Annotated in this window: 10 protein-coding genes; 6 read left to right on the top strand and 4 right to left on the bottom strand. The window is 42.6% G+C overall.

Annotated features, from left to right (window positions below; translation table 11 throughout):
* The first annotated feature begins 27 nt into the window (after positions 1-27).
* Positions 28-1488: a hypothetical protein gene (locus K7A41_RS02225; protein WP_265712419.1), complete on the top strand. Its 1461-nt coding sequence runs from the start codon at positions 28-30 to the stop codon at positions 1486-1488.
* Between the two features lie 106 nt (positions 1489-1594).
* A complete protein-coding gene (locus K7A41_RS02220) occupies positions 1595-2035 on the top strand; it encodes a hypothetical protein (RefSeq protein WP_265712418.1) in 441 nt (146 codons plus the stop codon).
* 51 nt (positions 2036-2086) lie between these two features.
* Here the strand turns inward: K7A41_RS02220 and K7A41_RS02215 are convergent, their stop codons facing one another.
* The gene (locus tag K7A41_RS02215; protein WP_265712417.1) at positions 2087-3289 is read right to left on the bottom strand and encodes a hypothetical protein; all 1203 of its coding nucleotides are present in this window, start codon (positions 3287-3289) and stop codon (positions 2087-2089) included.
* 209 nt (positions 3290-3498) lie between these two features.
* A complete protein-coding gene (locus K7A41_RS02210) occupies positions 3499-4185 on the bottom strand; it encodes a hypothetical protein (protein ID WP_265712416.1) in 687 nt (228 codons plus the stop codon).
* A 161-nt stretch (positions 4186-4346) separates the two neighbouring features.
* Between K7A41_RS02210 and K7A41_RS02205 the strand changes: the two genes are divergently transcribed.
* Complete coding sequence (locus K7A41_RS02205) at positions 4347-6197, top strand: DNA polymerase III subunit gamma/tau (RefSeq protein WP_265712415.1); 1851 nt, start codon at positions 4347-4349, stop codon at positions 6195-6197.
* 73 nt (positions 6198-6270) lie between these two features.
* Positions 6271-7068, top strand: coding sequence for a 23S rRNA (guanosine(2251)-2'-O)-methyltransferase RlmB (rlmB, locus tag K7A41_RS02200; protein WP_416221942.1), 798 nt, complete (start codon positions 6271-6273; stop codon positions 7066-7068).
* 202 nt (positions 7069-7270) lie between these two features.
* Here the strand turns inward: rlmB and K7A41_RS02195 are convergent, their stop codons facing one another.
* Both K7A41_RS02195 and K7A41_RS02190 read right to left on the bottom strand, forming a co-directional pair.
* Positions 7271-9034, bottom strand: a complete 1764-nt coding sequence (locus K7A41_RS02195; RefSeq protein WP_265712414.1) for an AMP-dependent synthetase/ligase — start codon at positions 9032-9034, stop codon at positions 7271-7273.
* 197 nt (positions 9035-9231) lie between these two features.
* Positions 9232-11031: a DEAD/DEAH box helicase gene (locus K7A41_RS02190; protein ID WP_265712413.1), complete on the bottom strand. Its 1800-nt coding sequence runs from the start codon at positions 11029-11031 to the stop codon at positions 9232-9234.
* Between the two features lie 259 nt (positions 11032-11290).
* On the opposite strand from K7A41_RS02190, the gene K7A41_RS02185 reads away from it, so the two are divergent.
* Positions 11291-11905 (top strand): RNA polymerase sigma factor, encoded by a 615-nt coding sequence (locus K7A41_RS02185; RefSeq protein WP_265712412.1) that lies wholly within the window; start codon positions 11291-11293, stop codon positions 11903-11905.
* Positions 11906-12032: 127 nt separating this feature from the next.
* A complete protein-coding gene (locus K7A41_RS02180) occupies positions 12033-12995 on the top strand; it encodes a FecR family protein (protein ID WP_265712411.1) in 963 nt (320 codons plus the stop codon).
* Positions 12996-13006: the final 11 nt, after the last annotated feature.

Raw genomic sequence — 13006 nt, 5'->3', positions numbered from 1 at the left:
TTTGTTCAGTATATTAAAACTAAAAAAATGAAAAAAAGATTTTTATTCTTGTCTCTGTCCGCTTTATTGTTAGCAGGAGCTTGTAAGGAAACAACTATTACGGATGACGGTGATGGAACAGAAACGCCCACCAATCCTGGTAATGAGAATGTGGTAGAGATCTCTGGTGAAATTACAAGTAATACGACATGGACATCTGATAAGATTTACGTGTTGAAAGGATTTGTATTCGTTTCAAATGGAGCAACATTGACCATTGAGGCGGGAACCATAATAAAAGGGGACAAAGCCACTAAAGGTACGCTTACAATCACGCGGGGTTCAAAAATAAATGCTATTGGAACTGTTGAGAAGCCGATTGTATTTACTTCTGCCCTAGCTGCAGGAGCGAGAGCACATGGAGATTGGGGAGGCCTTATTATATTGGGGAAAGCTCCTGTCAATCAAGGTGCTGATGTAAAGATTGAAGGCGGCTTGGCAGGCCCATCCGGCAAAGACGAGAAAAATTATATCTATTACGGGGGAACAGACGCGGCTGACAATTCTGGTACGTTAAAGTATGTTCGCATTGAATTTGGAGGAATTCCGTTCTCTCCAGATAATGAAATCAACGGCCTCACCTTAGGCGGAGTGGGTAGCGGTACCACGCTGGATTATATTCAGGTTTACCGTTCTGGTGATGATGCTTTTGAATGGTTTGGTGGCACTGTAAATGCTAAGCATTTATTGGCAATTGGTACTTGGGATGATGATTTTGATACTGATTATGGATATTCCGGAAATGTACAATTTGCAGTAGCGCAGCGTGCAAATGCGGCAGCTGACGTCTCACAGTCGAACGCGTTCGAATCGGATAATAATGGGAGTGGAACCAACCAAACTCCAAAAACCTCAGCTGTATTCTCTAATGTGTCAGTAATTGGCCCAATCTCCAAAGATGGTTTTAATCCAAATGCAAACTTCCAACATGGAATTCAAATTCGTAGAAACTCGTCGATTAGCGTCTTAAATTCTGTGATTTCTGGATTTCCGATTGGTATTTATGTCGATGACACAAAAGTCAGTACTCCAGAATCCACATCAAAGAATGTTGTAGATGGAAATGCAGTATTTGCTAATAATTTGTTTTACGGTACGCCAGTAGGCATCAAAACTACTGCTACTACGAGTATTGCAAGCCAAGTGGAGAGTTTGCTAAAATCAAAAAATACATTTGAGACCAAATTATTTGCAAACAATCTATTCTCTGCGCCTTACAACTTTGGAAAAGATTTTTCATCTACACCAGCAAACCCGAACTTTACTTTGGTAACGGGCTCTGCGGCTGCAAGTGGTGCTGAGTTTACAAATGCGAAAGTTTCTGGTAGCTTTTTTGAAAAAGTAGCTTATCGCGGAGCATTTGGAACAGAAGATTGGACTGCCGGATGGGCACATTTTGATCCACAATCTTTAAATTATACGACGCCTGGAAAAGTGACGCAAAATTGATTTTTGTTTCACATTGTCAAGAAAAATCCTGCCTATGAGCAGGATTTTTTTGTAACGTTTGATTCGAATATTTCGTTCTACAGTCAAATTAAAATAAACTAACACGATGACAAAAACGATCTGTTTCTTTGTATTGAGTATTGTTCTGTGTTTCGCCTGTAAAAAATCCAACAATATAGAAGTTGGGCCGGAATCTTCAGGACTCAAAGTCAAAATTAAAGCGATTTCTGGTTGGGGTGAATTTGCAAATATCACTATTGATCAAGATAAGACTGAAATTAAATACGTGAATACTGCAGACAATTTGCCGCAAGTTCCGAAAGATAAAGCGTATAAAACAAGCGAAGCAACAATGAAACAATTGTTGAACTATATAGAAACCTACAAATTAATGGATACTAAAATTGATGAATGTGCTCGCTGTGCAGATGGAATGGATTATATAATTAGCATACAATACGAAAGTAGAAAAAACACTGTAACAATTGCTGCGCAACGATCGGATGGTAAATATTCGGATTTGTTAGATCTTATTAATAAATTATAATTATTGCACCGTCAGGGTGTAGCTGTTTTTGAACCTCTTATGAGCCATGGTTTATCTTGGCTCATAATGGTACACAATCTGGTAGGTTTGCGTTTTAAGCTTATCGGATAATTGACCGATAGCTAGGCTCTGCGTTTGGGGAGTAGGTTCACAAACAGAATAGTACCTACCATTGTATAAAATAGCGTCGGCACCAATCGGTTGTTCGAATTGTACAGCCATAGTGATATGGGTGGGGTAAAGAAGCGTAATCATAGGTAGATTGTAAATCTCTTTGACTAAATAAAAGAACAAAGCTGCCCGGTCATCGCAGTCACTATATGTATTCAATAAAGTTTGTTCGGGAGAAAGGCGTTTTTCCTTTCCAAAGTTCTCTTCGTCATTTTCATATAAAAATGCATAGCGTGTAAACCGCATCAAATAATCTACACCATCCTTCTCACTCTTTCCTTTCAAATTTTCCTTTAGTGCTGGGATTAAGGACTGATAGGTCTCCTTGCTTAGAGGGATATTAAAATACGTTTCAAAATCTACTCCGGGATAGTTTTTAAATAGATCACTGATATCATTATTCAGCTTAATGTTAAAATGATAGGCTTTATGTCCGTCATTAAAGGCGATCTGCTTCTCTATATAATTGGCAGGCACAAAATCGGGTAGCTTTGTGATTTTATAGCTGAAGTCGTTGGTGGCTTCCGGCACTTTAATCTTTACGGGTATATAGGCATCTGCTCTTTGAAATAGCTTTCCATAGTCATGGAAATTCAAGCAGGTATATTTTTTACCGTCAATTTCAAAAAAAGGAATGTCTGAAATGTCTTCATTATTCTGAATGAAAAATATAATCTGATTGTTTCCTACCGCCAGACGTGCGTCATATCCAGATTTACACATCAAAAACCATTTGTATAATGTGTAACGTGCGTAATTTTCCGCTTTTGGCGCTATCTGTTGCGCTGTTCGACGCACGAGCTGATAATATACCCAGTCGTTGAGATGCTGTTTATCTTTGTATTCTAGCAAACTATTGACCAGATCACGATAGTCTGCCTGTTCGGCTGTCTGATAAAAGTGTTGCACATGAGCTATGGTTAAGCTGTCATTAAAAGGAATATTGAACGTACTTGGAACATTAATGGACACTTTTCCGTCATAAAAATCGAACACATGTTGCTGCGCCTTAAGCAGCTGCGAACTGTAAGTCAACCACACTAGAAAGGTCAAAAACGCAATATGAATCCGATTGATAGTCAACTCTTAACAGTTTAATAATATTAGTGTAATATAAATTTAATAATTATATGCGAATTATTCAAGCGTTTGGTAGGAATGTTTGGAAACGATAAACGAATTCTGGTGAGATTGGAGGAGGCGAAATGAGTGCAGATTATAAATAGAAAAAGACGAACTAAAATTAGAAAGCCCAGTCCTCTGGACTGGGCTGACACGATCTATCTAGGAAATTAATACGTTACTTTGGGTTTACCGTTCTCACAAACTACTCCCTTGGCAGGTTTGTCATTATGTGATGGGCAGTCCGAGCCCTTGACTAATAATCCTTTTGCATGGTATAGCTTGTTATATTGCTCCACCATATTTCCAAACTCTGCAAAATTCTTTGTGTCGGTCATCAATATCGGAACGAACTCACAATCTTTGCGTATGGTAACAACGCCCCATTTACTGGCGTCGGTGCAAAGCACATCATCAAAAAATGTGGTGATCTGGCTAAATAGATCATGCAGACGCTGGTTAATTTCTTCAAGTTCCAGATCTGTGGCCCGGGCGACTTTGACATGACCGGCAATGCATCGCAAACCAAAATGAGGCGGAAGAGGTCCCGGATCGTTAAGTGTAGGAGGACCTTTGTAAACCTTCTGTGCCCTCACTTGTAACTCCCGTGCCTCGGCAAGCAATTGCTTGTACTTATTCTCAAAACTGGGATGTACGGCAACATAGGTATAGTATAAAGTGTCGATGTACCATTCTTTCAGGTCGCTGCACGGGTGGTTTGCAGCTAATTTTACGGCCTCCTGGATTTTGAGATCTGCGAGCCCCATGAGTTCGTTATAGTCGTCTTCTTTTTTGCAGCCAGAAAATAATAAAGTGCTCAATAAGATGGCGTAAAATAAAGCTATTCTTTCTTTCATAAATTAGTTTTATTCAAGGAACGTCTAATACTACACGTATGCTACAATCCAGCATCATAAGCAGGCTGCCTGTGCGAACACTCTATTCCCAGATTAAACAATCTTATGCCGTGATCATTGGTTACGTAGAAAAATAATTTTAAAATCCGTATCTTCGTGCAATGGATAATTTTATTGTTTCTGCACGTAAATACCGCCCGATTACCTTTGATTCGGTTGTAGGGCAGCAACATATTACTGGCACCCTCAAGAACGCGATTCACAACAATCAGTTGGCCCAGGCATTTTTGTTTTGTGGACCAAGGGGTGTTGGAAAAACTACCTGTGCCCGTATTTTGGCCAAAACAATAAACTGCGAAAACATAGCGCCGGGCACTGAACCCTGTGGTGAATGTGACAGCTGTAAATCATTCCAGAACGGAAACTCCTTTAGCATTCACGAACTGGATGCTGCATCCAATAACTCAGTGGATGATATCCGTAATCTGATCGATCAGGTACGGATACCGCCACAGGCCGGAAAATACAAGATCTATATTATCGATGAGGTGCACATGCTTTCGCAAGCTGCATTCAATGCTTTTTTAAAGACATTGGAAGAACCACCTTCTTATGCGATATTTATTCTGGCCACGACAGAGAAACACAAGATTTTGCCGACGATTTTGTCGCGCTGTCAGATCTTTGATTTTAATCGCATAAAGGTAGAAGATATGGCAGCCCATCTGGCGCGTATAGCCGACAGAGAGGCGATCGCATACGATCAGGACGGTTTGCATATCATCGCGCAGAAAGCCGATGGCGGTCTTCGCGATGCGCTGTCGATGTTTGACCAAATTGTCAGCTTTTCAAACAAGAATGTCACGTACCAGGCTGTAATCGACAATCTCAATATTCTGGATTACGATTACTATTTTAAACTGACAGACGCCATCTTGGCCGAAGATGCTGCTCTAGCGCTGCTGACCTTTAACGATATTTTGAATCACGGCTTCGATGGTAGCCATTTTATAGCTGGTTTATCTGCTCATTTCCGCAATTTGCTGGTGGCAAGAGAACCGTCGACACTCAAGCTACTGGAAGTCAGCGACAGCATTCGTCAAAAATACCTGCAACAGGCACAGAAAGCTTCCTCAGGCTTGCTTCTCTCGGCATTGAATATTTCAAATCAGTGTGAGATGAATTACAAAACAAGCAAAAACCAGCGTCTGCAGGTGGAATTGGCGCTATTGAAGATGTGTCATATCGCAAGTGCAATCAAGTTGAGCCAGCTTGGGGCTGTACAGACGCCTTCAGCTGCTGAAGGCCTAAAAAAAAAACTTCCTGAACCAGTAAGCGTTCAGTCTCATCAAACAGCATCAGCACAGGTATCTTCCGATAGCAGCGCACAAAATACGCCGATAAGCACGCCGGTAGCTCCTGTTGAGCTCCCGACCAATGGGCATCCTATCGTAGCTGATAAGCATTTGACAGAAAAAGCCGAACAAAAAAATGCAGCTCCAAATGTGCCTCCGAAAGTGAAGAAAGGAGGATGGGGAGCCGCAGCAAGTGCGATCATTCCTTCTTTGCCCGATCTAAATACCATTTATGAAAACAATTCAGTAGCTAAAGAAGGTGACGAGCCCGAACTGATCAGAGGCACAGAACAACGTGAAGTAACCTTTAGTCAATTTATCAGTTTATGGAATATGTATGCCGAACAGCTGAAAGCAGAAAACAAGATTAATCTCTACACATTGATGACCGCTACTCAACCGCGCTTGCAGGGAACACTCATAGAAGTGGATGTCGAGAATGCCGTGCAAATGGATGTGCTGCAAAGTGCCAAAATCGATGTGCTAAACTACCTGCGGGTTAAATTACAGAACTTTGCTCTGGATATCCAGGGAGTCATGATGGAACATACGGTGACACGCAAGCCCTACACTTCTCAGGAGAAGTATCAGGCTATGGTCAACAAGAATCCGCTTCTGGATCAATTACGTAAAGAATTTAACCTGGGACTGAGCTAAATAAACGACGATATTCCTATTAAATTTTTGTACCTTTGCATTCCATGTATGGGGCAGGCAATATTTTAATTTTATGATGCAAGGAAATTTTCAGAGACGTGAGCGTGATCACGGCGAAAGACGGGAAGTGAATCAGATGGTATTCGGTATTCGGGCCGTCATTGAAGCGATCGACAGTGGTAAAGAAATCGAGTCGCTGTTTATCCAGCGCGGATTAAGTGGCAGTTTGATTTTGGAATTGAAATCCTTGTTGAAAGAACACAATATTGCTTACCAGCAGGTGCCCATTGAAAAGCTCAACCGTATCACGCGCAAGAATCATCAGGGTGTTATCGCATTGATTTCACCGATTACATATCAGAATATCGAAGAGCTGTTACCACAGATCTATGAAAAAGGAGAGACCCCGTTACTTCTGATGCTGGATGGCGTGACCGATGTACGTAATCTGGGCGCTATTGCCCGTACCGCGGAGTGTTCGGGCGTACATGCCATTATAGTACCCAAAAAAGGTTCGGCAGAAGTAAATCCTGATGCGATCAAGACGTCTGCGGGTGCCCTATATAAAATACCTGTATGCCGTCACGACAGTCTGTCCAAAGTCGGCAAGTTTTTGATTGATTCGGGTGTGCAGCTGGTTGTAAGTACGGAAAAAACAACTTCAAGCATATACGACGTGGATTATACGGCACCGACTTGTGTGATCATGGGCGCAGAAGACGTCGGCGTATCAAACGACCTGATCCGTATTTCCGACAACCTTGCCAAAATACCGATGTACGGCGAAATCGGTTCTCTTAATGTTTCTGTGTCAGCAGCTGTTGTGATCTATGAGGCTATCCGCCAACGGATGATCAGCAAGACAAAATAATTTTTCTGGCGGGGGTAGCAGTCGCTCATATTTCATTCCTTAGGGGTAAAAACTGCCTTATACGTGCCAGGGCTGTATGCTTCTGTCTTCCGACAATGCAACAGCCCGAAGCCGGCATGCCGGACTGTCCGTGGATCGCTTCATCATGAGATCATATCGGAAGGATCGAATAAGCAGTATAAACAAATCGGGAAGAGAACTTTCAGTCCTCGTAAATTGCATCGACCTCTTTGGCGTATTTCTGAAGGATGACCTTGCGTTTCATTTTTAGGGTAGGTGTGAGTTCACCCGTTTCAATTGTCATTTCAGTGGGAACGACTGCAAATTTTTTAATCTGCTCCCAATTGCCGAAGTTGCGGTTGATGCGGTCGAGTTCGGCTTCAAGCTGCTGTCTCACGGCTGCACTCTTCAGAAATTCAGCCGCTGAATGGCTGTTCACTGATGGTGTCTTCTCTTTGGCCCATTCCACGAAATAGCTATAACTGGGGACGATCAGCGCAGCGGGAAACTTACGGCCTTCACCAATGACCATCGCCTGCTCAATGAATGGAGATTCCACGATTTTGGATTCTATCTGCTGCGGAACAATATACTTACCGCCAGAGGTCTTGAACATTTCTTTTTTGCGGTCAATAATTTTTAGATACTTTCCATCGGCCCATTGACCGATATCTCCTGTATATAACCAACCATCTTTGAGCACTTCGGCTGTACCTTCAGGATCCTTGTAGTAGCCTATCATATTATTTTTACCTCTGGTCAGGATCTCTCCATCGGCAGCAAGCTTAATGTCGATATGGATTAAGGGGAGCCCTACGGTGCCGATTTTCATCCCTCTTTTAAAGCAATTGACTGCAATGCATGGGCCCGCCTCTGTGAGTCCATAACCTTCATATATGGGGATGCCAGCAGCCATGTACAAGCGGATCAATTTTTCCTGCAATGCGGCGCTGCCCGATGCAATGCCTTTGATCTCACCTCCTAAGGCTTCGCGCCATTTCGAAAAGATCAGCTTACGGGCGATATAGAGCTGTAGATTGTACCACAAGGACCGCCCTTCTAGTTGGTAACCTTCTCCCAGACGTAAGGACCAGAAAAAGATCTTGCGCTTGACGCCCCGCAGGCCTTCACCTGTTGCGCGGATTTTTTCGTAAACCTTCTCGAGTACGCGCGGTACGGCCGAAAAGATATGGGGTTTTACCGACTTGAAATCCTCACCGATGCTGTCCATGGATTGGGCGAAAAAGATGGTCAACCCCTTGTACATATAAACGTATTGAAAGACACGCTCGTAAGCATGGCAGACGGGGAGAAAAGAAAGCGCGCGATCGCCGCGTTCTACGGGGAACGAATATTCGCTGCTCATGGTATCGGCCAGCAGATTACCATGCGAAAGCATCACGCCTTTAGGGTTTCCCGTGGTGCCTGATGTATAGATGATGGAGGCTAGGTGATCTGTGGTAGTGTCCTCGCGTAAGACCTGGAGCTGTTCGTCGGCAATACCAAAACCAGTTTCGATAAATTCTTGCCAGTGTGGTATCTCCGCCTCTTTGTCCAAAGTAAATACATGTTCCAGAAGCGGGCACGAAGCTTGGATTGAGATGATCTTGTCATAAAGTTTTTTTGAACTGACGATGCAGTGCCTGATTTCGGCATGATTGAAAATATAGGTATAATCAGAAGCCGATATGTTAGGATAAATCGCAACGACTACTGCTCCAATTTGCTGGATTGCAAAATCCAAAATATTCCACTCGATGCGGTTTTCGCTGATCAGTGCTACTTTTTCACCCGATCTGACACCAAGAGAAATTAAGCCTTTGGATACCTCGTTTACTTGTTCGATAAAAACTGTATTGCTCATAGTGACCCAGTCTCCATCTTTTTTGTATGAAAACATCGGGAAGCCGGGTGCAACCTCCTGTTGCAAATAAGCTAAATCAAATAATCTTGTTGCTGTGGGCATGCGGAATTCCAGTTCGTGTAATTAAGCTAATTTACGTTTTTTTATGGAGAATGAAGCATGACGCACGAGAATAGTCCGTTTACCGCTAGCGTATACGGTCAGGAAAGGAAGGCTGATACCTTATAAACGAAAAAGACTCTGATACAAAGTCAGCGCCTTGTAATCAGAGTCTTCTTACTCTATACTAAAGTCTAAATTTAGTACTTGCTTTTCGATTCTTTGCGTTTACCGGAGAAATCACGGAAACCTCCGCTATTACGGTCCCGTCTTTCGCTACGGTCTCCGCCACGGTATCCACCTTCGCGTCTTCCGCCGCGGTCACTACGATATCCTCCATCACGTCTTCCGCCACGGTCGCCACGGCCTCTGCCGCCACGGCCTTCGCTTCTTCCCTCACTGGATACTTCGATACGTACCTGACGGCCGTTGTACTCCACACTCTGGAATCCCTGAAATACCTTATCCACTTCAGCATCTTGAACTTCGAAGAATGTAAATACACCTTTGAGGTCAATTTTACCGATAGATTTTCCGGAAATATTCGCGTTGTTGCAGATAAAGCCTAGCATATCACCACGACTGAATTCATCCACAGATCCTAAGTTGATAAACAGGCGGGTATACCCTTTGGAGCGTCTGTCGCCACGGTCATCACGTGAACTTTCACGCGCTTCAATGTTTAAGTCAGGCGCATTTTTGTAGTAGTCCAGGAAGCGGTTGAACTCAAGTGAAGCAAATCTCTTAATGATGTCTTCCTTGGAAAGCGACTCCAGATTTTCCATAATTGCAGGCAAGAATGGCGTGATCTGCTCGTCGTTTACTTCTACATTTTCAATCTTCTTAACGATTGAGAATAGCTGTTTCTCACATACTTCAGCACCTTGAGGTACTTGTTTACGCTCGAAAGGCTTACCGATGATCTTTTCGATGTGGCGGATTTTGCTCATTTCCTTCACGTTAACCAAAGAAAGAGAAATGCCTGTTTTACCAGCACGGGCGGTACGGCCAGAACGGTGTGTATAGTTTTCTACTTCGTCCGGTAAAGAGAAGTTGATCACGTGTGTAACGTCGTTGACGTCAATACCACGAGCGGCAACATCTGTCGCGATCAGGAGCTGTAAACTACGCTCACGGTAACGCTTCATGACTTTATCCCGTTGTTGTTGTGATAAGTCACCATGCAGCGAATCGGCATTGTAGCCATCCTTGATCAATGCTTCGGCGATATCCTGTGTCTCTATCTTGGTCCGACAGAACACAATACCGAAGATATCGGGATTGGAATCCACAATACGTTTGAACGCCGCATATTTATCTTTTGCTTTGATCAGGTAATAGTGGTGCTCAATGTTAGCATTACCTGTATTCTTTGTTCCTACAGTGAGCTCAAAAGGATCCGTCATGTATTTTTGTGCAATACGACGAACTTCTTTTGGCATTGTCGCTGAGAACAACCAAGTTTTTTTCTCTTCCGGAGTTTCGGATAAGATATTGTTGATATCTTCCTGAAAGCCCATGTTCAGCATTTCATCAGCTTCGTCTAACACCACGTATTTGACGTTGGAGAAATCGATCGCATTACGTCCGATGATGTCCAGCATACGACCCGGGGTCGCTACGACGATTTGTACACCACGACGGATCTGACGCAACTGGTCAGAAATGTTTGCGCCGCCATATACGGCAACGATGTGTACGTTGTCAATATACTTAGCAAAGTTTTGTAAATCTTTCGCAATTTGCAAACACAGTTCTCGTGTTGGACATAATACCAACGCTTGAGGGTGTTTTTGAGAAAAGTCTAATTGTTCTAATAATGGAAGACCAAATGCCGCGGTCTTTCCTGTGCCAGTTTGGGCTAATCCGACAAAATCGTCGTTACCAGTCAGTAATACAGGAATGGCTTTTTCCTGAATAGGAGAAGGTTTTTCAAAACCTAACTCAGAGATGGCATTAACAACTTCATGACGGATTCCCAGTTCTAAAAATGGGTTCATGAAATATTTTATACAATAGGCACTATTGCCTAAGGCGTTGCAAAGATAAAAATAATATTTGAATAATCAAATAATTTAAGCAGTTGATTGTTAATTTACTGACAATCTCGTCAAGCGGTGCTTGCCGAATCTTTCAATTCGCTCGCTTGATTTGTTTTGAAAAGTATTATTTTGATGGTGAAAGAATTTTACTTTTTCGCCGTTGTTTATTCATTTATTAATAAAAACTTAATATCTCAGTTTTACTTTTGGTTCTAGTATGGACCAGATACCAATTGTATATCGGGAGTGGCTACAAGCTATTAAAGAAAGAAGCGACGCTTCGGCGTACGGGCAATTATATCGCTATTGTTGGAAAGATCTTTATGAGCACGCTTCCCGACGTATCCTTGATCCGCAGGATGTGGAAGATATCCTTCAGGAACTCTTTGTACAGTTTTGGGAAAAACGACATTCGATCGATATTCAAATGAATCTCCCCGCCTACTTAAAAGGTATGCTGAAATATAAAATCATTGATTTCTTCAATTCAAATAAAGCAAAAGATACACTTCTCGACCATTGGAGCAAGCATGTCTTTAATTATGTACAACACCATACGGAAGACCTCGAAACTTATCTCGCGCTAGAGAAAATGCTGGAAGAAGAGCTGGAAGTGATGCCACATAACATGCGGGAGGTACTTTTGCTCAAATGGGAGTATTTATCCATTCGAGAGATTGCCGTTCGTTTGGGACTTTCGGAACAGACTGTGAAGAATAATCTCACGGAAGCTTCAAAGAGGTTGAAAAAGGCGATCTTAGGGCGACGAGATCTACAAAACAGTAATTTCACATTCTTACTACTATTCGTTCTCGACCGACTGTCCAGTTAATATTATGATTAGGGATACGACTATGCTGTTAAAAGTATGCTTAACAATTCTTTCATAAAACATTAACTATTTTTTGAAGTACTTTTTGGGTTTTCTGAAGACTTGTATATAAAAAAGCAAGCAAAAAGTGAAACGAAGAGTATTTGAATCTTTAATCTATCGATATCATCAGAATAAGGCCAATAAGGCCGAACGGGACCTGGTCGACCGCTGGTATGATGCAATAGACCAGGAGGAGGTGCCGGATTCCTGTGTGGATCAGTTCCAATTATGGAATCGGATACATGCGCAGATAACAGCTACCTCTCCATCAAAAAAACCTATTTGGAAAATGGTCCGTCGGGCGGCTACACTCGCTGCCAGCTTGTTGCTCTGCTTTGGCTTTTTGTTTTGGAATAAGATGGTCCACGTTCATCAAGAACAAAAACAGGTCGTTCTACAACCTGGCTTTCGAATTTTTGAAACTGGTATAGCACAACGTAAGCGAGTGCAGCTAGCAGACGGTTCGACAGTAATTTTGAATGCACGTACTCAACTAAAAATAGACACAGTGTCTTTCGGCTTGAAAGATCGGGTCATAGAATTGCTGGCTGGCGAAGCCTTTTTTGAGGTCAAGAAAGATTCTACCAAGGCTTTTATTGTTAAAGCTCACGAGCTGCAGACGAAGGTCTTAGGTACTTCATTCACGGTGAAGAACTATGCTGAACTAGAAGAAATTTCCGTGTCTGTATTCACAGGTCGAGTGCAGGTTTCGGGCAACAACAATCTCTTGGGCGTACTGAACCGGGGTGACGAAATTCGTTATTCCAAAAGTAGCCATGAAAATAAACAGAATCGCTTCGATATTGATACGCGGAATAGCTGGATTGAGGGAAGAATATATCTCAAGCAGGCCGATTTCGCCGAACTTGCGCTGGCGGTTAAAAATATATACGGCATAAACCTCAAAGCGGCTAATCGCAGTGTCGCAAAACAACGCTACAGTATGCTTATAGTCCGACAGTTGTCTTGGCCAGCCACACTGGAAAGTATTAAGCAGATCCATCATAATAAGTCCAGAAAGGAGGGGAACAAAGTGATAATTTATTAGTAGGGTGCAAA

The organism is Sphingobacterium sp. InxBP1 (genome assembly GCF_026191775.1).
In the GTDB taxonomy this organism is placed as follows: domain Bacteria; phylum Bacteroidota; class Bacteroidia; order Sphingobacteriales; family Sphingobacteriaceae; genus Sphingobacterium; species Sphingobacterium thalpophilum.
The sequence above is the reverse complement of the archived record's forward strand: the minus strand, read 5'-3'. Positions and strand labels throughout refer to the sequence as shown.